At 51.3% G+C, this 20462-nt stretch carries 19 protein-coding genes and 1 rRNA gene; 8 read left to right on the plus strand and 12 right to left on the minus strand.

What is annotated here, in order from left to right; all coding sequences use genetic code 11:
* Positions 1-108 precede the first annotated feature (108 nt).
* The 12 genes from YWK_RS0103565 to rpmH all read right to left on the minus strand — a co-directional run bounded on the left by YWK_RS0103565 (position 109) and on the right by rpmH (position 10218).
* Entirely contained in the window at positions 109-822 is a 714-nt protein-coding gene (locus tag YWK_RS0103565; RefSeq protein WP_026963720.1) for a DUF554 domain-containing protein, read from the minus strand.
* A gap of 15 nt (positions 823-837) precedes the next feature.
* On the minus strand, positions 838-1686 hold the full coding sequence (locus YWK_RS0103570) for a ParB/RepB/Spo0J family partition protein (RefSeq protein ID WP_026963721.1): 849 nt from the start codon (positions 1684-1686) through the stop codon (positions 838-840).
* Complete coding sequence (locus YWK_RS0103575) at positions 1679-2446, minus strand: ParA family protein (protein WP_026963722.1); 768 nt, start codon at positions 2444-2446, stop codon at positions 1679-1681. Before YWK_RS0103575 ends, YWK_RS0103570 begins: the two co-directional genes overlap by 8 nt.
* Positions 2447-2771: 325 nt before the next feature.
* Complete coding sequence (noc, locus tag YWK_RS0103585) at positions 2772-3596, minus strand: nucleoid occlusion protein (protein WP_026963723.1); 825 nt, start codon at positions 3594-3596, stop codon at positions 2772-2774.
* Between the two features lie 135 nt (positions 3597-3731).
* Complete coding sequence (gene rsmG / locus YWK_RS0103590) at positions 3732-4427, minus strand: 16S rRNA (guanine(527)-N(7))-methyltransferase RsmG (protein ID WP_035465864.1); 696 nt, start codon at positions 4425-4427, stop codon at positions 3732-3734.
* Entirely contained in the window at positions 4420-6309 is a 1890-nt protein-coding gene (gene mnmG / locus YWK_RS0103595; protein WP_026963725.1) for a tRNA uridine-5-carboxymethylaminomethyl(34) synthesis enzyme MnmG, read from the minus strand. Before mnmG ends, rsmG begins: the two co-directional genes overlap by 8 nt.
* A gap of 31 nt (positions 6310-6340) precedes the next feature.
* Complete coding sequence (gene mnmE / locus YWK_RS0103600) at positions 6341-7729, minus strand: tRNA uridine-5-carboxymethylaminomethyl(34) synthesis GTPase MnmE (RefSeq protein WP_026963726.1); 1389 nt, start codon at positions 7727-7729, stop codon at positions 6341-6343.
* Between the two features lie 158 nt (positions 7730-7887).
* Complete coding sequence (gene jag / locus YWK_RS18145) at positions 7888-8559, minus strand: RNA-binding cell elongation regulator Jag/EloR (RefSeq protein ID WP_051375043.1); 672 nt, start codon at positions 8557-8559, stop codon at positions 7888-7890.
* Positions 8560-8593: 34 nt separating this feature from the next.
* Positions 8594-9349 (minus strand): YidC/Oxa1 family membrane protein insertase, encoded by a 756-nt coding sequence (locus YWK_RS0103610; protein ID WP_245578501.1) that lies wholly within the window; start codon positions 9347-9349, stop codon positions 8594-8596.
* A 13-nt stretch (positions 9350-9362) separates the two neighbouring features.
* The gene (gene yidD, locus YWK_RS18150) at positions 9363-9566 is read right to left on the minus strand and encodes a membrane protein insertion efficiency factor YidD (protein ID WP_035465947.1); all 204 of its coding nucleotides are present in this window, start codon (positions 9564-9566) and stop codon (positions 9363-9365) included.
* 38 nt (positions 9567-9604) lie between these two features.
* Positions 9605-9946, minus strand: coding sequence for a ribonuclease P protein component (rnpA, locus tag YWK_RS0103615; protein ID WP_026963728.1), 342 nt, complete (start codon positions 9944-9946; stop codon positions 9605-9607).
* A gap of 137 nt (positions 9947-10083) precedes the next feature.
* Positions 10084-10218 (minus strand): 50S ribosomal protein L34, encoded by a 135-nt coding sequence (rpmH, locus tag YWK_RS21345; protein WP_084453451.1) that lies wholly within the window; start codon positions 10216-10218, stop codon positions 10084-10086.
* 538 nt (positions 10219-10756) lie between these two features.
* Between rpmH and dnaA the strand changes: the two genes are divergently transcribed.
* The 8 genes from dnaA to YWK_RS0103660 all read left to right on the plus strand — a co-directional run.
* Entirely contained in the window at positions 10757-12127 is a 1371-nt protein-coding gene (gene dnaA, locus YWK_RS0103620) for a chromosomal replication initiator protein DnaA (RefSeq protein WP_026963729.1), read from the plus strand.
* A gap of 289 nt (positions 12128-12416) precedes the next feature.
* Positions 12417-13544, plus strand: coding sequence for a DNA polymerase III subunit beta (gene dnaN / locus YWK_RS0103625; protein WP_026963730.1), 1128 nt, complete (start codon positions 12417-12419; stop codon positions 13542-13544).
* A gap of 122 nt (positions 13545-13666) precedes the next feature.
* On the plus strand, positions 13667-13876 hold the full coding sequence (gene yaaA, locus YWK_RS0103630; protein ID WP_026963731.1) for a S4 domain-containing protein YaaA: 210 nt from the start codon (positions 13667-13669) through the stop codon (positions 13874-13876).
* Between the two features lies 1 nt (position 13877).
* Positions 13878-14993: a DNA replication/repair protein RecF gene (gene recF, locus YWK_RS0103635; RefSeq protein ID WP_026963732.1), complete on the plus strand. Its 1116-nt coding sequence runs from the start codon at positions 13878-13880 to the stop codon at positions 14991-14993.
* Positions 14994-15001: 8 nt separating this feature from the next.
* Positions 15002-15271 (plus strand): extracellular matrix regulator RemB, encoded by a 270-nt coding sequence (gene remB / locus YWK_RS0103640; protein WP_026963733.1) that lies wholly within the window; start codon positions 15002-15004, stop codon positions 15269-15271.
* A 69-nt stretch (positions 15272-15340) separates the two neighbouring features.
* A complete protein-coding gene (gene gyrB / locus YWK_RS0103645) occupies positions 15341-17242 on the plus strand; it encodes a DNA topoisomerase (ATP-hydrolyzing) subunit B (RefSeq protein ID WP_026963734.1) in 1902 nt (633 codons plus the stop codon).
* Positions 17243-17325: 83 nt separating this feature from the next.
* The gene (gyrA, locus tag YWK_RS0103650) at positions 17326-19776 is read left to right on the plus strand and encodes a DNA gyrase subunit A (protein ID WP_026963735.1); all 2451 of its coding nucleotides are present in this window, start codon (positions 17326-17328) and stop codon (positions 19774-19776) included.
* A 627-nt stretch (positions 19777-20403) separates the two neighbouring features.
* A 16S ribosomal RNA gene (locus YWK_RS0103660) occupies positions 20404-20462 on the plus strand; the annotation flags it as partial.

Raw genomic sequence — 20462 nt, forward strand, 5'->3', positions numbered from 1 at the left:
TTTCACACACGTGCGATGGCAGCCACTCGCGGTGCGCCATGATATCGCTTAGTATCTGTAACCCCCTTCTATCCTTGCCATCCAAATTTCACTAAAGATACGGACTGGCTACAGGTGCAACCAAGACAACACCGTAGGTACGCCCCATTTCAAGGTTGGCGCCACCAACATGGCCGGAAGTAAATTGCCGACGTTGATTCTTTTCAAACCCATGAGGTTGATACCAATCCCAACAATCAGCAGTCCACCGGTCGCGGTCATGCATGCAATGACCGAAGGGTTTTGTAAGACAGCGCCCGCGAAGTGCGAGATGGTGGCAATCAGTCCTTCGTACAGCAACACAGGGATTGCTGCAATCGCCACGCCTACGCCGAGTGTGGTCGTAAAGATAGTCGCGGAGACCATATCTAACAGAGACTTGGCGTAAAGGATCTTGTGAACGTCGCTCACACCACTCTGAATCGCGCCCACAACGGCCATGGCACCGATGCAAAATACCAGGCTGGCTGTGACAAATGCCTCCACGACTTGGCCAGTTTGCCACTGACGCGTCCTCGTTTCAATGGCTTGACCCATTCGAAGGAGTGCTCCTTCAACGTTCCACCATTCACCAATCAAGCCACCTATCACGAGACTCAGAATGATGTACATGACATCTTGGCTATCGTGTAGCGCCATATCGAGTCCGATGAGAGCCACAGCCAGTGATAACCCCTGCATCGTGGTCTCCTGTACTCGGTCTGGCATCTTTGGAATGATCAGACCTACCGCAGAACCGAGCAGAATGGCACCCGCGTTCACCAGACTGCCAAGTAAAAACACGCGGGTCACCACCTTCTAATGAAGATTGGAAAACAGATTGAGAATACGTTCTAAATCGTCCGGCGAAAAATATTCAATTTCAATCTTACCCCGTTTCTTTCCCTGATGAATTCTTACCTGTGTACCGAGGAACGTGCGAAGTCGTTCTTCATAGTGTTTAATGTGCGTGACGTTCTTTTGAGGTACTGTTTCACGTGAAACATTCTTTTTCGGAGAATAGATGAGTGATTCCAGTTTCCGTACACTCATGTCTTCCTTTACAACCTTTTCGGCCAACTCCGCCTGCTTTTTCTCGTCCTCCACTGCCAGCAGTGCGCGGGCATGACCCATAGACAATGTTCCACGTGAAACAAGTGTACGAACCTGTCTAGGCAGTTGCAACAACCGCAACATGTTGGCCACGTGACTTCGGCTTTGTCCCACCCTCTTGGCAAGCTGCTCTTGTGTCAGCTGTGCCTTATTCATTAACTGAGCATAAGCTTCGGCGATTTCTATCGCATTGAGATCCTCGCGCTGGAGATTCTCAATCACGGCAATTTCCATCAATTCGACGTCGCTAAACTCGCGCACAACTGCAGGCACAGTGGTGAGTCCAACCATTTGTGCGGCACGAAAGCGGCGCTCCCCCGCCACAATGTCATAACCCCGAATGCTGCTCTTGCGAACCACCAAGGGCTGAATGATACCGTGCTCGCGAATGGAATCTGCCAGTTCCTGCAGCTTTTCCTCGTTAAAATCTTGCCTTGGTTGATAGGGATTCGGTCTGAGATCACGCACATCCAAGTGGGCAACAGCGTCCGACTCCGAAACGTTTAACTGTGGAAGAAGTGCCTCCAGTCCCTTTCCGAGTCCCCGCTTATTCAACCTTTACCACTTCCTTCGCGAGATCCATATAGGTCTCCGCTCCTTTAGATTTCGGGTCATAATAGATAATTGGTTGGCCGTGACTCGGCGCTTCACTCAACCGAACGTTTCGCGGAATGATGGTTTGGTACACCTTATCCCGGAAATATTTCTTCACATCTTCAATGACTTGAATTCCTAGATTTGTGCGCGCGTCCAACATCGTCAACAACACGCCCTCCACTTCCAAGGACGTGTTCAGGTGCTTCTGTACCAATCGAATGGTGTTGAGCAATTGACTCAAACCTTCCAGCGCGTAATACTCGCACTGAATCGGGATCAACACAGAATCCGCCGCCGTCAGCGCATTGACCGTCAGTAAACCGAGTGAGGGAGGGCAATCAATGACGATATATTCAAACTGCTGTCGCATCGGTTGAATGGCGCGGCGCAACCGAACTTCCCTAGATATCGTAGGAACAAGTTCAATTTCTGCACCTGCAAGCTGAATCGTCGCAGGCAATACAGATAGATTGTCGACACAAGTGGGCAAAATCGCTTCCTGTATCGGTACATCATTAATGATGACGTCATATACGCAGTAACGCACATCTGCCTTGTTTACGCCGATTCCAGAAGTCGTGTTGCCTTGCGGATCAATATCAATCAACAGAACTCTTTTTCCCAAGTTTGCTATACACGCCGCGAGATTGACCGCAGTTGTGGTCTTACCGACGCCGCCTTTCTGGTTCGCAACTGCTATCACTCGACCACTGGCCACTGATGCATCCTCCTTAAACCCGGTGCCTACTTCGTCCCGATTTGCTAACAAACATTGTACTCCAAATGACGAAGTGCGTGGACACCTGATTGTTTTCCCATCCACGGAATTTCGTAGACAGAAGAAATGACCCTGATTGGTGAAAAAGAAGCGACGGCACCATCCCTGGGCCGCCGGTGTGAATGGTATCTATATGAGCGTTTTGCGAAATGCCATGACAGTGGTGAAACACCACTACATCTCGCGAACGATTTGGAATTTCAGTATGAATATCTTCAATACACATGACAATGATGATTTCATGTAACCAATGAAAAACGTGGTCCTATTTTTTAGGAACCCGTATGACAAATTCGTAGAACTCTGAGTCGTCGTTCTCCTGACATTCAATCGTTAGACCCGATTGTTGAATCATTTCCAACGACTGACGAATGGTGTTCACGGCTAGTCTCACGTCTCGGGAGAGCCCGCGTTTGCGTGGCTTTCTCCGAGTCCCTTCCTGCATTTTCGAGAGGATGCCTTTCACCCGCTCTTCCATTTGCTTGACGTTCCAGCCCCGCTCCACGCACTCCTCGTACAATTTGATCTGAAGATCCTCACTGGGCAGCGCAAGGAGAGCTCGAGCGTGACGCTCCGTAATCTGACGCGCCAACAGACCTTGCTGAACCGCTTCCGGCAGGTTCAACAACCGCAATTTGTTGGCGATTGTCGATTGACCCTTTCCAAGCCGCTGTGCAAGACTCTCCTGTGTCAATCCGTGCAACTCCAACAATTGCTGGTACGCGACAGCTTCTTCAATCGGGGTGAGTCCTTCTCGCTGGAGATTCTCGATGAGTGCGGCCGAGGCAGTCTGGGCGTCATTCATGACTCGTACAATCGCAGGAATCGTACGCCACCCTAGCGACTTGACCGCACGCCACCTTCGCTCACCCGCAATCAGCTCATAGTGCCCCTTTTGCCGCCTCACAACAATCGGTTGAATGATCCCATGCGTCTGAATGGTCTTGGCCAGTTCCTGAATACTGTTTTCGTCAAACACCGTACGCGGCTGATACGGGTTGGATACAATCTCGTCAACACCAATCTGGACCACGTTCGACTCGTCGCCACCATCACGAGACCCAAGCAGTCTACCCCAAGCTTCACGCATAGCCATCTATACCCCTCAATTCGTTCCTACGGTGTCTGCACGGAGTCTTCCACGACAACAGTTGTTCAACGCCGACAGCAGCGAATCCTTCCCATTGACAAAGGATCTATCGGTTCAGCACAATTCGACAATCACCTACAGTGGTTGTTTCTTCGGCGTTCCCGGCTTCCGAGGGTATGCTTTTGGCGTGGGCTTGTCCTGGACCATGACAACGATGGTTCGCTCACCAAATTCCCCAGGCAATGCTCGAACGTACGTCGTAGCGATTCGCCCACCGAGCACGTGCGCAGCTCGCTCTCCATCCGCCATCTCATCGTCCACGTGTGGACCTTTGTAGGAAAACACAAATCCTCCTGTTTTCACAAAGGGTAAAGTGAACTCCGCAAGTACATTCAATCGCGCCACCGCACGGGAAACCACCGCGTCGAACCTGTTTCGGAACTCCGAATCACGGGCTAAGTCCTCAGCTCGACCGTGCACCGCATGGACGTTCTTCAAACCTAATTCTGCACAGACGTGCTGGACAAACTGAATGCGCTTCTGCAGCGAATCACATAGAACGAAGGACAATTCTGGATGACAAATGGCAAGCGGTATCCCGGGAAATCCGGCACCAGTGCCAACATCCGCGACAGATCCTCGTGTATCCACCACCTGCTTCCATTCCGACGTGTCCACAATCAGAACACTATCCACGAAATGTTTATAGTACACTTCCTGTGGATCCGTAATGGCAGTGAGGTTCATCCGTTCGTTCCACTCGATAAGCAACTCATAATATCTCCGGAACGACGCCTCGTTTGCCTTCACCAACGTCAACGCATCAGCCATTTGCCGCCCTGCCCTTTCTCTGCTCCAAGTACACCAAGAGGATGGAAATGTCCGCAGGTGTGACTCCCGGAACGCGTGACGCCTGTCCCACCGTATGAGGGCGAACTGCCGAGAGTTTCTGGCGTGCCTCCGTAGCCAATCCTCGAATGGAGTGAAAATCGACGTCTGCTGGAATGACCCGTTGGTCCAACTTAGACAGTCGTTCAATCTCCTGCAATTGTTTCTGGATATATCCAGAGTACTTTGTCTGAATTTCAACCTGTTCTATGACGGCCGGGTCAAGCGACGTATCGGCACTGTCCCCCTCCATCTCCTGGAGGTGTTTGTATTCCACCTCAGGACGGCGCAACAATTGCTCTAACGTTACGGCATCATCCACTGGACGAGATCCAGCCGCCTCCAAAACCGGGTTCGCCTGCGCCGGCTTGACACGCGTACGTTTCAACCGAGCGATTTCCTGCGCGATACCATCCCGCTTTCTCATCATGGCATCGTATCGCTTCTCTGGTAACAGACCGACCTTTCGACCGAACTCCATAAGCCGCAAATCCGCATTGTCATGGCGCAACAGTAGGCGGTACTCCGCGCGTGACGTCAACAAGCGATATGGCTCGTTGGTCCCTTTCGTCACAAGGTCATCAATCATCACAGCGATATACGCATCGGATCTGGATAATATGAGCGGTTCACGTCCAAGTACCTTGCAGGCCGCGTTAATCCCAGCCATAATCCCCTGACCTGCAGCTTCTTCGTAACCTGACGTACCATTGATCTGCCCTGCCGTAAACAACCCTTCGATGGATTTGGACTCCAGTGTGGGCCACAACTGAGTAGGTACAATTGCATCGTACTCAATGGCATATCCAGGCCGAATCATTTCGGCGTTTTCCAACCCGGGTATCGTGTGCAAGACCGCTAACTGGACATCCTCCGGAAGGCTCGTCGACAACCCCTGAACATACCACTCAGCGGTACGCTTTCCCTCCGGTTCCAAGAACACCTGGTGATTCGGGCGCTCACGAAAACGCACGACTTTATCCTCGATGGACGGACAGTACCGAGGTCCTGTGCCCTTGATTTCTCCAGAATACATGGGCGCTCTGTGCAGGTTCTCCAGAATCAATTCGTGCGAATGTTCATTCGTGTAGGTCAGCCAACACGGGACCTGTTCACGAGGGGGCACGTCCGGATCGAAAGAAAAGTGTTGCGGTTCGGGGTCCCCTGGTTGGACAATCAAGTGGTCAAAGTTGATGGAGTTGCGGTTCACCCGCGGCGGCGTGCCAGTCTTAAAGCGCACCAACTCAAAGCCCAGATCCAGCAGACTGTCCGTCAGTTTGATGGCTGGCATCTGCCCATTCGGACCACTCTCATATGACACGTCGCCGATGAAGACTCTCCCGCGCAGATAGGTTCCTGTCGTGAGGACAATCGCACGCGCATGGTACTCCGCACCGGTTTTCGTCACTACCCCTTTGACCCGTCCACCTTCGGTGAGAATCTCCTCTACCATGCCTTGCTTCAACGAGAGGTTTGGCTGGTTCTCCAGCGTGTATTTCATGTTCAAGCCGTACAACGCTTTGTCCGCCTGCGCGCGCAACGCTTGAACTGCAGGCCCTTTGCCCGTGTTCAACATCCGCATCTGAATATATGTGTGGTCGATGTTGCGTGCCATTTCTCCACCAAGCGCATCGATTTCGCGGACTACAATCCCTTTGGCCGGGCCACCAATCGAAGGATTGCACGGCATGTACGCGATGGTGTCGAGGTTAATGGTCAGCAACAGCGTCTTGCAACCCATGCGCGCGGCAGCCAAGGCAGCCTCGCATCCGGCATGTCCGGCTCCGATCACAATTACTTGGTATTCGCCGCTGAAAAACCTCATGCATTTTCGCCTCACTTGATTCGATTGAGCATTATTTCCCCAGACAAAACCTCGAAAAGATTTCATCCAGAAGATCTTCCCCGACTTCTTCACCAATCACGCGCCCAAGCGCCGCATACGCCGACTGCAACTGGACAGCGATGATGTCCAGTGTCGCCCCGGCCCGCGCAGCATCCACAGCGGCAACCAGATCCTCGCGTGCCGCTCGAAGCAGCTCAGATTGTCGGGCGTTGGTCATGTAACTGATATCGCCCCTGTCGGCCATTCCCCCCATGACCAACTTCTCCATCGCTTCCTCCAATGCCGCCAGACCCTCTGCCTCTTTTGCAGAAATCTCTACCACCGGCGACTCCCCTGCACGGGACCGAATATCTGAGATATCCAACGCCGCCGGCAGATCTATCTTGTTCAACACCACGATCCGCGGCACATTTGCAGTTTCCTCCATCAATTGTACATCTTCCGGAGTCAACGGTTCGTTCCGATTCAGCACCAGCAATACCAACTGGGCAGACTGAACCATTTGCCGCGATTTCTCTACGCCGATTCTTTCGACCACATCTGCGGTGTCGCGTATTCCGGCCGTATCTGCGAGTCGGAACGGAATCCCGCGCACGTTCACATACTCTTCCAGCACATCTCGCGTTGTACCGGGAATGTCAGTCACAATCGCCCTGTCCCTGCGCAACAACGCGTTCATAATGGACGACTTACCGACGTTTGGGCGGCCCACGATGGTGGTCACCACCCCTTCCCGGAGGATCTGACCGACCTCTGCATTTTCAATCATTGCCTCAATCTCAGTCAACAGGTGACATCCGGTGTCGACCACCTGCGCACAAGCGACACTTTCCACATCATGCTCCGGATAATCAATGGTGACTTCCACGTGTGCTTGCAACTCAATCAACGTTTTGCGAAGCGCACGAATCCGCTCGCTCAACCGCCCGTTGACCTGGCTCAGTGCCGACCGGCTCGCCAAATCCGTTTTTGCGCGAATCAGGTCCATGACAGCTTCCGCCTGAGATAAGTCAATCCGTCCGTTCAAAAAAGCCCGCTTCGTAAACTCCCCGGGTTCAGCGAGTCTTGCGCCTGCCTTCAACACAGCTTCCAGCACCATCTGAACGACACGGATACCCCCGTGCACCTGAAATTCAACCACATCTTCCGCTGTATAACTCCGGGGTCCTGGCATCCACAACAGGATGCATTCGTCAATTTGAACTCCGGTGAACGGATCCACCACCTGTCCGTAATACAGGCGCCTGGTATCGTGCCACTTTGGAACAGCGCCGTTTCTCAGCCGAAACGCCTTAGACGCCACATTTTTTACACCATCTCCACTCACTCGTACAACACCAATACTCGCTTCACCGAGCGAAGTCGCAATGGCGGCAATCGTATCCTCCTGTGTGAGCAACCGTGTCCCCCCCCCTTGCACATATGTAGTGATTTAACAACATTCCACGAGTCGTTCAGCTCGACCAAATGTCACTTGCGTTCTAAAAATCTCTGAAGTACAGAAACACCACCCTTCTCCGTAGAGAAGGGTGGATACTTACCCATACTATACACACTTTACTTTGCAGAAACACCCTTTGACGGTCCAGATTGTACGAGAGGCACGACAACGACCTTCCGGTTGGGTTCGGAACCCTCACTGGACGTCGTCACATCGCTTCGCTCCTGCAGATACGTGTGGACAAACTTTCTGTCCGACGCCGACATTGGATCCATTGCCACCGGGCGCCTCATGCGCACGGCGCGCAACGCGGCCTTGTCCGCCATCCGCTGCAACCCTTCCATTCGCCGCCTGCGATAATCGCCAGCATCCACCACGACCTTCAAGTACCCTTCCTGACCTTGGTTTACCACTACGTTCGAAAGGTATTGAAGCGCTTCCAATGTACTACCGTGCCGTCCAATGATCACAGGCAAATCATTTTCATCACAGACAATCTCCACGTGCAACAGGGATTTCCCTTCTTCTTCGCCCATACGCGTTCGAATCCGAGCTTCAATCCCCATCCTCCGCAACGTCCCTTGCAAAAATTCACGCGCCATTTCCTCTGGTGAGAGGCGAATGGACACTTCTACTTCTGCATCCTTTGCGCCAATAATGCCAAACAGACCTTTGACTGGCTCGCGCAGGACGCGAATGCTTGCTTGGGACCGGGTCGCCCCTAGTTTGACGAGTGCGGATGTCACTGCGTCATCAACGGTACGTCCTGTGGCAATTACTTTCTTCATCGCAATCCCCTCTTACGCGACCGACTGGACCGAATTAACTCCCCTCAGCGCGCTCCCTTTGCATAGGCCGCACGCGGATGAAATATGTCTGCACTGCAGTGAAAATGTTGGTGTACACCCAGTACAACGCCAGACCTGCCGGGAACCGGCTGCCAATTAAGAAAATAAATACTGGCATGATGAACAACATCATCTTCTGCTGTGGGTCAGTTGACGCCATCGTCACACGGGACGACAAATAGGTCGTAATCGCGGCAAGTAAAGGCAAGATGTAATAATGATCTGGTTGACCCAGCTTGAAGATCCCCAGGAATGTACTGTGGAACAGACCGACATTCCCCTCAATCGCCCCAAATAGTGCGTACAAAATGGGCAACTGAATCAGCATTGGGAAGCAACCCGCCATCGGGTTGACACCGGTCTCTTGGTACAACTTCATGATTTCTTCCTGAATCTTTCGGTTGTCGCCTTTGTATTTGGACCGAATTTTCTGCAACTCCGGCTGCATCTGCTGCATCATTTTCGACAGGCGGATTTGCTTCACCATGAACGGCAACACCAAGATACGGACAATCACGGTCACTACCAGCAACGCCAGACCGTAATTGCCCCATAAATGATTGGCAAAAAAGTCAATCGTACGCGACACAAACTGCAGGGCATCTCCCCAAGCGCCAGACGGCCATTCACCGGGCTTCCTCGGATACATCGAGCACCCGGATAAGGTTAACATGAGGAAGCCACTGATCCCCCACAACCACTTTGAATTCGATGTTTGTTGCAAGTCCAATCGACGATTCCTCCTACTTATCTGTGGGTACAGGATCGTATCCACCTTCGTGCCAAGGTCCACACTTGATGAGTCGCTTCAACGACATCCATCCGCCGCGAAACGCTCCGTATCGGCGTACAGATTCCAACGCATACTGCGAACAGCTCGGCACAAACCGGCATCGCGGTGGAAAAAGGGGAGATATGACGACCTGGTAGAGACGGATCAAACTCATCAACACGTAACGAATCTTTCACCAACTCCTAGGGACCATCATACCATGATCTTCGCTTTACGGAGTAGTCGAGATAATTCTGTACGCATTTCTTCATATGTCGTATCCGCTGCCGACTTCCGACAGACTACCACGAAATCCATATGCGTCTCTACCAGTTGCGGAGTCAACTCATGAAAACACGCGCGCAAACGCCGTTTCAGCCGATTCCGAACCACAGCATTTCCAACCTTCTTGCTCACGGAAAAACCCACGCGAAAATATGGTGTGCGTTTGTTTTCTAACCAATACAATACAAACTGTCCACCCGCGACCGATTTTCCACGAGTGAATACCCGCCGAAAGTCCTTGTTTTCTTTCAACCGATATATAGATTGCAACGTCGACGCCCTCTCATAGGCAAATCGTACCTATAACATATCATGGATAACTCATAAAACGAAACAAACCCGTTCCCCGCCAGATGCGAAGAACCGGGTTTGCCCTTTCTTATGTGGAAGATCCATGTCAGGCGCTGTTACGCCGACAAGACCTTACGTCCCTTCCTGCGGCGAGCGGCTAATACCTTCCGTCCATTCTTGGAGCTCATACGTTTACGAAAGCCGTGCACTTTCTTCCGTTTCCGCGTATTGGGCTTATACGTCGGTTGCATGTGCGGCCACCCTCCCTTCAATCAACAGACACTGCCTGCCATTATACTGAAGCGCCCCGACAATTGTCAACGGAACCCCGTGTTCAGTCACCATCAAATATCCACAACCACTTCAACACCAAGTTTCGACACCCCGCGACATTATCCACACCCGTATTCAGAGTTATTCACATCTGAACAACTTCTGCAAAACCGTTTTTGCACAACGTGAAAATTGTGGATAAATCGATCTCATCATTGCACTTTCCCTGTTATATCTGCTATGATTGGCGTTGCTACACGGCACCAGCTTGTGTATAAGTGGAATTCATCCACAACACTATCCACATGCTGTGGATAACTTTACACACATCCTTGTGTTTCTGTGCACAACTCCCAGAACAGTTATCCACATTATTCACACCGCAAGCAGCGACAAATTTCGTCACGTCTTGTCGGGACAAGGGAATTATCAACGTCATCTTATCCACAGATTATCGACAAGACCTACACATGCTGCGCAACCTTTCTGCAGCTCAGGAGGTCCGCATTTACTGCCATGACGACTGCATTTGACTCTCGGTTTTTCAACGAAATCTGGGAACAAGTTTTGTTGATGATGAAGGAGCGCATGAGCGGCCCCACCTTTGAAACGTGGTTCACCGGTACCCGCATTGCCTCTTACGACGAGAAAACGAATCGGCTGGTGGTGCACGCGCCGAACTCGTTTACGCGCAACTGGCTGCAAAAACATTACACGCGCGTGATTGAAAACGCCTTGACCGCACTGACAGAACACGAATTTAGCGTGCATTTCGCTGTATCTACCGAATCTACTGAAAATTCAAATGAAAAGACCAACGAGACTCAATTACCAGAGTCAGGAAACGCCGCCGGCCCCACACATCCACTCAATCCTAAATACACGTTTGAGACGTTTGTCATCGGAGCCAGCAATCGTTTTGCGCACGCAGCCAGCCTCGCTGTGGCTGAAACACCGGCGAAAGCCTATAACCCGCTGTTTATCTACGGCGGCGTAGGTCTAGGAAAGACCCACTTGATGCACGCCATTGGCCATTACGTGTTACGCCATACTCCGCACGCGAAAGTCCTGTACTTATCTTCAGAGCGGTTCATCAACGAGTTTATCAATGCCATACGCGACAACTATACGGAAGAGTTTCGCAACCGTTATCGGTCCATCGACGTCCTGCTGATTGACGACATCCAGTTCCTCGCGAAAAAGGAGCAGACGCAAGAGGAATTTTTCCACACGTTTAACGCGTTGCACGAGGCTGGAAAACAAATTGTCATCTCCAGTGACCGACCGCCTAAGGAAATTCCGACCTTGGAGGACCGACTGCGCAGCCGGTTCGAGTGGGGACTCATTACAGATATTCAGCCACCTGACTTGGAAACGCGAATTGCCATTCTGCAACGGAAGGCAAAATCGGATGGATTACAGGTCCCCGAGGAAGTCGCGTACTTTATTGCAACGCAGATCAACTCCAATATCCGCGAGTTGGAAGGTGCGCTGATCCGCGTCATGGCGTATTCTTCATTGGTCAATCAGGATATCTCGATTGACCTCGCTGAACAGGCCTTGCGAGACATTATTTCTGCTGACAGGCCAAAAGTGATTACCGTCAGTCAAATTCAAAAGGTCGTCGGTGACCACTTTGGTCTCAAAGTGGACGAACTTAAAGCGAAAAAGCGTACCAAGAACATTGCGTTTGCTCGCCAAATTGCCATGTACCTGACACGAGAGCTAACCGACTTATCTCTACCTAAGATTGGAGATGCGTTTGGTGGACGGGATCACACCACCGTCATTCACGCATGTGAAAAGGTGGCTGAGGAAATGGCCAAAGACCCTTCGCTCAAGTCGACCGTGGAACGGCTGGCGGAAGCAATTCGGACGTTGTATTAATCAGAATTCAACCAGAGAAGCATCTGTGGGCCACGCTCTGTGTATAACGGCACAAGTTTCGCATGATTTGTGCACAAGTTATCCACACTGTGGATATCTCATCAATTCTCGATCTTTCCAACTTGTCCACAGTACGCACATGGCCTATTACTATTACTACTATGTTTATGTAACTCAAAAACATATATGCTAATAAAGGACAACGATTCATTCTTCGCCTGACGGCGAATTTACATGGATTCATTCCTGGATGTTAATCATGCTTATGCGGGAAGGGGTTCCTCCATTCATGAAATTCTCTATTCGTCAATCGTCTTTGCTGCAAACCATTCAGACCGTGTCGAAAGCCGTCGCAGTACGCACCACAAAACAGGTCTTGACGGGTATCCTCCTCCAAGCCAAGGGAGACACCCTGACAGCCACCGCGTACGACTTGGAGTTGGGCATACAAGACAAAGTGATTGCCAGTGAAGACACCGGGTTGAACATTGTCGATGAGGGCTCCATTGTGCTCCCTGCCCGCTATTTCGCAGACGTGATTCGCAAGCTCCCTGGTCAGGAAGTTTGGATTCGAGTGAACAACAACTACATGACGGAAATCCGATCCGGACAAGCCGAGTTTCACTTGCATGGCATTGATGCAGCGGAGTTCCCAAAATTGCCCGTTTTTCACGGTGCGCAATCCATCCAAGTTGCCAGTGATCTCCTGAAGGAACTCATCCGTACCACTGCGTTTGCGGCAGCCAACTCGGAAGTGCGTCCCATCCTCACCGGGATTCACGTGGTATGTAAAGAAAACCAGATGACCTTCACGGCAACAGACGGTTTGCGCCTGGCTACTCGTACCGTATCTGTCAACACGCCTGAGGGTCAGGAGTGGAACGCCATCCTGCCTGCCAAATCCTTAGGAGAACTGGCAAAGCTGCTTCCAGACGACGAACGTCCCATCACGGTGCAGCTCACCAACAGCCACAGTTTGTTCATCATTGATGACACCTATTTCTACACTCGGCTGATTGAGGGAACATATCCAGACACGTCACGCATCATTCCGACTTCTGCCAAAACGGACGTGACAGTGAAAGCGGCAGAACTTACAGATGCCATCGACCGTGCTGCGCTGATTGCACGCGACAGAGACAATCACATGGTGCGCTTGGAACTGACGGACAATACCCTCGTCTTGTCTTCAAGTTCTCCCGAAATCGGCAACGTTTCGGAAAGCGTTCAAGCAACATCAAAAACAGGCGAAGACATGTCCATTGCTTTCAACGCAAAGTACGTTCTCGACGCATTGAAGGCCATGTCGGCCGATGAAATCAACGTTCGGTTTAACGGATGGAATCAACCTTTCACATTCCGTGAGGTAGGGAACGAAAACGGATTACAGTTGATTTCACCTGTGTTAATGCGGTAGGCGCTCTGCTGAGTTGCGGTACAGCGCCCCACACAGCGTGTGAGAGCAACGATATCGTCTGGAATACATGTTGTGTGGACGCCGTACTGAATCTGAATTCCGCGGGCGCCGGAGGTGAGAGATTGGACGTTCAAATTTACACCCCCTATATCACGCTCGGACAACTGCTAAAAATGGCGGACATCGTAAGCAGTGGCGGTGAAGTCAAGGGATTTCTCGAGGATGAGCAGGTGTTGGTGAACGGTCAACCAGAGCAACGCAGGGGACGAAAGCTGTACCCTGGCGACCAAATCACCATTCTGGGCAAGCAGTACGAGATTCGGGCGAAGTGACATGCGTATCGAAACGTTAACATTAAGCAACTTCCGCAACTACAGCCAACTGCAACTCGATTTCGCAAAGTCCCTCAACGTGTTTGTCGGGGAAAACGCGCAAGGCAAAACGAACGCGCTCGAGGCGATTTACTTCCTTGCGATGGGAAAATCCCACCGGACACATAAGGACAGCGACTGTATCATGTGGGGACAAGACCATGCGGACATTCGTTCGAATATCGTGGTTCGGGATAGACCGAGAGAGTTGCACATCGCCCTTCGGGTTGGCTCCAAGAAGGCCAGTGTGAACGGCGTTAATCAGGCGAAAATGACGGATTTTGTCGGTCATTTCCAAGTTGTATTGTTCGCTCCCGAAGATTTGCAACTTGTCAAAGGCGGGCCAGGAGGAAGACGTCGGTTTATTGACATGGAGCTCGGTCAAACGCACCCGAAGTACCTGTATCACCTGAGCCAATACCAACGCGTGTTGCAACAACGAAATGTCCTGTTGAAGCAAGGACCTCACCAGTCGGACGTCATCGACATTCTCGATGAACAACTTGCAGAACACGGTAGTGAAGTGTTGCTTCGCAGGTTCCGGTTCCTTGAGCAGATGAAGGTGTTGGCCGCAGACATTTACAATTCCATTGCGGATGGACGGGAAACGTTTACGTTTCAGTACGAGTGCTCTATCCCTGGAGTCGAATTCGAGGGGGAGCAAGAGAAGCCATTGATTGTGGAGCAGTTTTTAAAGGCGCTCGCGCAAAAACGAAACACAGATCTTCACAACGGTCATACTACCGTTGGACCGCACCGCGACGATTTGGTGTTTTATCTCAACGAACAACCCGTTCAGTCCTTCGCGAGTCAAGGTCAACAGCGAACCATCGCGCTAGCCCTCCGGTTGGCTGAGATAGACTTCATCCGCCAGGAAGTCGGCGAATACCCAGTCCTCTTACTCGATGACGTCCTGTCGGAGCTCGACGACACTCGGCAGAAGAACCTGGTTCTCAATATGAGTGAGAAGGTACAAACAATTGTTACTACAACCAGTCTTTTTCAGTTGCGCGACAAGCTGCACGACGATGTACGTTTGTTTCAGGTACGTTCTGGTATAATACAGAATGAGGGGTAGGTGTTTCTGTGTTCATACATATCGGTGGAGACACCATGGTTCGCATGAAAGATATCATTGGGATCTTTGATATACATGTGCAGACCAGCCCGTATACCGCACGATTTATCGAGTATGCGAAGCATAACGACGCGATAGAAGTCGTTGAAGTTGGCGACATTAAGTCGTTCGTCGTAACGGAAAAGAAACTGTATTACTCGCCGATTTCTTCCCTGACGTTAAAAAAACGGGCGAATATTCTTGATCACGGAGGCAAGGCCGACTCCGAATCCGTATAACACGTTCGTCGCGCTGACTGCCTTTCTTTTTTTCATGTTAATTCACTGTTAGGACCTGGAGGGAAACTTGTGCCTGATCAAGTCTACGATGAATCGCAAATACAGGTTTTAGAGGGCCTTGAAGCCGTACGCAAACGTCCTGGGATGTACATTGGCTCCACGAGCGCGCGGGGATTACACCACCTCGTTTGGGAAATCGTGGACAATGCGGTGGACGAGGCACTCGCCGGCCGCTGTACCAAAATCGTTGTTCGCGTTCACAAGGACAATAGCGTGTCCGTGAGCGACAACGGTGCAGGGTTTCCAGTTGGAATTCACCCCAAAACAGGTCGCCCTGCAGTTGAAACAGCGTTGACGGTTCTCCATGCCGGCGGCAAGTTTGGCGGTGGAGGATACAAGGTATCTGGTGGATTACACGGTGTTGGTGCGTCCGTCGTCAACGCATTGTCTGAGTGGCTGAAAGTTGTCGTTTATCGCGACGGTAAAATATACACACAAGAGTTTGAACGTGGAAATGTGAAGTACGACTTAAAGGTCATCGGTGAGACCGACCGAACCGGCACAACGGTCACGTTCAAGCCGGATCCGCAGATCTTCACTGAGACCACCGAATTTAGTGCTGACGTGCTACAAAATCGATTGCGTGAGTTGGCTTTCCTCAACGCAGGTTTGGAGATTGTTTACGAAGACGAGCGAGAAGACAACCAGGTGACCTATTGCTACTCCGGCGGTGTCGCTGCGTTCGTCGAGTTCTTGAACAAATCCAAAGATGTTCTGCACCCGACTCCGGTATACGTGACAGGGGTTAAGGACGATGTCACGGTGGAAATTGCGCTTCAGTACAACGACGGATATTCCACTACGCTGTTCTCATTCGCCAACAACATTCACACCCATGAAGGCGGCGCGCACGAATCTGGCTTCAAGAGCGCTTTGACGCGGGTGATCAACGACTACGCGCGAAAGAACAACATCGTGAAAGAGAACGAAAGCAACCTCACGGGCGATGACGTACGCGAAGGTCTCACGGCGATTGTGAGCGTGAAAGTTCCGGAACCGCAGTTTGAGGGTCAGACCAAGACAAAGTTGGGCAACAGCGAAGTCCGCGGTATTGTGGAAAGTCTGTTTGGCGACAAGTTGCAGGTGTTTTTCGATGAAAATCCGAGTGTTGCCCGGAAAATTATCGAAAAGTCGGTGACGGCAGCGCGTGCACGGGAAGCAGCACGCAAAGCGCGCGAGTTAACCCGGCGAAAGAATGCCTTGGAGGTCAGTTCTTTGCCTGGGAAATTGGCCGATTGCTCGTCGAAGGACGCCTCCATCAGCGAGCTGTACCTCGTCGAGGGTGATTCAGCAGGCGGTTCTGCGAAGCAAGGACGGGATCGGAATTTCCAAGCGATTCTCCCCCTGCGCGGAAAGATCATCAACGTGGAAAAAGCTCGATTAGACAAGATTTTATCCAACCAGGAAATCCGTGCCATCATCACCGCGCTCGGTACCGGAATCGGCGATGACTTTGACATTACGAAAGCGCGGTATCACAAGATTGTCATTATGACGGATGCCGACGTTGACGGAAGTCACATTCGGACACTGTTGCTGACGTTGTTCTACCGCTTCATGAAACCATTGATTGATGCCGGCTACGTATATATCGCACAACCGCCGCTGTACAAAATTACGAAGGGCAAATCCATCAGGTACGCCTATTCCGACAGGGAGCTTGAATCTGTATTGCAGGAAATCGGTCGACAAGGCGTCAATATCCAGCGGTACAAAGGTCTGGGTGAGATGAATCCGAACCAATTGTGGGAAACGACCATGGATCCAGAAGCTCGCACCTTGCTGCAGGTGACCATGGAAGACGCTATGGAAGCCGACATGATCTTCACCACCCTGATGGGCGACAAAGTTGAACCGAGACGCGAATTTATCGAGGCCCACGCTCGATACGTCCGAAACCTCGATATATAGAGAACTTGACAGACGTGGATTATCACCGAGGTTGTCGCGATTGCGGTAACCCTGTACGACAGTTTCGGTAGGAGTGACTCTCATTGGCAGACGGTACAAGCAGCAAAGTACTGCCCATTGAACTTAGTCAGGAAATGAAAAACTCGTTCATCGACTATGCGATGAGCGTCATTGTCAGTCGAGCCATACCTGACGTACGAGATGGCTTGAAGCCTGTTCATCGCCGAATCTTGTACGCGATGTACGAAGTTGGCATGACACCCGACAAACCGTATAAGAAATCCGCACGCGTCGTAGGTGACGTGTTGGCGAAGTACCATCCTCACGGCGACGCTGCGGTCTACGATTCGCTCGTTCGCATGGCACAGGATTTTTCCACGCGCTATGTCCTCGTTGACGGGCACGGGAACTTCGGTTCCATCGACGGTGACTCTGCAGCTGCAATGCGTTACACGGAATCACGCATGTCTCAGATTGCGATGGAATTGTTGCGTGACATTAACAAAGAGACCGTCGACTTTGGTCCCAACTACGATGAGAACGAGCAAGAGCCGCTTGTTCTTCCTGCTCGGTTTCCGAACTTACTCGTCAACGGGTCTTCCGGTATTGCCGTAGGTATGGCAACGAACATTCCCCCTCACAACTTGGGGGAAGTCATTGACGGCGTCGTGATGATGATTGATAACCCGGATGTCTCCATTGATGACCTGATGACGGTCATCAAAGGACCAGACTTTCCCACGGGGGGTATCATCCTCGGAACGGATGGAATCCACAACGCATTTCGTACAGGTCGTGGATCCATTACCATCCGGGCGAAAACACAATTTGAGGAAGCCCCCGGCGGCAAAACGAGAATCATAGTCAACGAGATTCCGTATCAACAAAACAAGGCGCGATTGATTGAAAAAATCGCTGAACTTGCTCGTGACAAGAAATTGGACGGTATCACCGACTTGCGGGACGAGTCGGACAGAAACGGTATGCGTATCGTCATCGAGCTGCGCCGAGACGTGAAGCCGCAAGTTGTCCTGAACAACCTATTCAAACACACGGGATTGCAGAGCTCGTTCGGTGTCATTATGTTGGCGCTGGTGGATGGACAACCGAAGGTCCTGAATCTGCGCGATATGATACACCTCTACTTGGAGCACCAAAAGGATGTGGTCAGGCGGCGGACGCAGTTTGACCTGAACAAGGCGGAAGCGCGTGCACACATCCTGGAAGGTTTGCGGATTGCTCTGGATCACATTGACGAAGTCATTGCGCTGATCCGTGCTTCTGAAACCACCGATATCGCTCGCGAAGGACTCATGACGCGTTTTTCGCTCAGCCATGAACAGGCACAGGCTATCCTGGATATGCGCCTGCAGCGATTGACCGGTTTGGAACGAGAGAAAATTGACAATGAATACAACGAATTACTGAAACTGATTGCTGAACTGAGAGGGATTCTCGCGGATGAAGCACTGCTCATGGGCGTCATTCGCAAGGAAATCCTTGAAATCAAGGAACGATTTGCTGATGAGCGCCGCACCAGCATTGTGAGAGCTGAGGGCGAAATCAACGAAGAAGACCTAATACCTGTGCAAGACGTTGCCATTACCATTACTCATGCTGGGTACGTGAAGAGAATTCCCGTCACGGTCTATCACAGCCAGCGGCGCGGAGGTCGCGGTATGACGATGATAGGTACCCGCGAAGAGGACTTCGTGGAACACATGTACATCACATCGTCGCACCATCACTTGTTGTTCTTCACGAACAAGGGCCGGATGTACGCATTGAAAGCGTACGAAATTCCGGAGTACAGTCGTCAGGCAAAGGGTCTGCCCATCATCAACCTCATTCAGATTGACCAGGACGAAAAAATTTCGGCCGTGATTCCGGTTCGGTCCATGGACCCGGGTCAAAGTGAAAACCTGAACCTCTTCTTTGCTACGCGGAACGGCATTGTGAAGAAGACGCCACTGTCGGACTACGCGAACGTACGGAAGTCCGGTATCATTGCCATCAACCTGCGCGAGGACGACGAAGTGATTGGCGTTCGTCTCACGGAAGGCACGCAGGACATCATCATGGCAACAAAACACGGCTTGTCCATTCGCTTTCACGAGACGGATGTGCGGAGCATGGGACGGCAAGCCACCGGTGTCAAGGGCATTAACCTGGGCGAAGGCGACGAAGTCATTGGTATGGACGTGGTCTACCCTGACATGGATGTTTTGGTCGTCACAAGCCGCGGCTATGGAAAAAAGACACCATCCGATGAGTACCGTGTGCAGAGCAGAGGCGGCAAAGGCATCAAGACCATCCACTGTACTGGCAAAAACGGTTATGTGGTCGGTTTGAAGATGGTGCATTCGGATGACGATTTGATGATTATTACCAACGCAGGGGTGGCCATTCGAATTCACGTAAACTCAATTTCCACCCTCAGCCGCAATACACAAGGCGTGAAATTGATTAACGTTCCTGAGGGAGAAGAAGTCGCCACCGTGGCACGCGTTGTCAACCACGACGATGAAGAGTAATCTAAAGTGCAGCGTGTATTGAACCATCCCGCATCCGTACTTGCACGGGTGATGTACATTGAATCAGGTAATCAGCGGATGAAAGGCACAGGTGATGAACAGTGAGTCCGTTAGAGCAACTCATCATCCATCAGGCCGCCATGTTTCTTGGATTGGCCGTCGTGATGGGCATCGGTTACTTGTTCTTTAACTCCGTAGTGGGTCGTCGGTAACACATTCTCATGACCCAAAAAGTCGGTTCCATGTGAGGTACATTGGTTGTACCGATGTGGAACCGACTTTTATTTGGGCGTCATACACGTCGTCAGAGAACGTGTGCGAAAACAGTGTTCCTGCCCCACAAGAATTGAAATCGCAATTTGTAATAAGAATTTTTATCTAGGCTATTGACTACGTGTGTAAACCGTGCTATATTATTCGACGTCGCTTCGACAACGAGTGAAGCGGTCGGACAGCAAAACCAAACATTTCCGCTTTACTTGAATGAGTGGAATGTGGTAATATAGTTGAGCTGTCTCGGGGCGGAGACTCCGGTCGATGCTCCAATACAGAGTGGTTCCTTGAAAACTAAACACGCGCAGAGAGTGATTCAAAACACGCAAGTGTTTTCGAAATGAGCACCAAATTCTATTTGAGAGTTTGATCCTGGCTCAGGACGAACGCTGGCGGCGTGCCTAATACATGCA

Origin of the sequence: Alicyclobacillus pomorum DSM 14955 (assembly GCF_000472905.1) — a bacterium.
Taxonomy (GTDB): Bacteria; Bacillota; Bacilli; order Alicyclobacillales; family Alicyclobacillaceae; genus Alicyclobacillus_A; species Alicyclobacillus_A pomorum.

Excerpts from the sequence above, each read along its gene's own strand:
- noc (WP_026963723.1), bottom strand. The coding sequence starts at position 3,596 with ATGCGTGAAGCTTGGGGTAGACTGCTTGGGTCTCGTGATGGTGGCGAC.
- rsmG (WP_035465864.1), bottom strand. The coding sequence starts at position 4,427 with ATGGCTGATGCGTTGACGTTGGTGAAGGCAAACGAGGCGTCGTTCCGG.
- mnmG (WP_026963725.1), bottom strand. The coding sequence starts at position 6,309 with ATGAGGTTTTTCAGCGGCGAATACCAAGTAATTGTGATCGGAGCCGGA.
- jag (WP_051375043.1), bottom strand. The coding sequence starts at position 8,559 with ATGAAGAAAGTAATTGCCACAGGACGTACCGTTGATGACGCAGTGACA.
- yidD (WP_035465947.1), bottom strand. The coding sequence starts at position 9,566 with ATGAGTTTGATCCGTCTCTACCAGGTCGTCATATCTCCCCTTTTTCCA.
- rpmH (WP_084453451.1), bottom strand. The coding sequence starts at position 10,218 with ATGCAACCGACGTATAAGCCCAATACGCGGAAACGGAAGAAAGTGCAC.
- dnaA (WP_026963729.1), top strand. The coding sequence starts at position 10,757 with ATGACGACTGCATTTGACTCTCGGTTTTTCAACGAAATCTGGGAACAA.
- dnaN (WP_026963730.1), top strand. The coding sequence starts at position 12,417 with ATGAAATTCTCTATTCGTCAATCGTCTTTGCTGCAAACCATTCAGACC.
- recF (WP_026963732.1), top strand. The coding sequence starts at position 13,878 with ATGCGTATCGAAACGTTAACATTAAGCAACTTCCGCAACTACAGCCAA.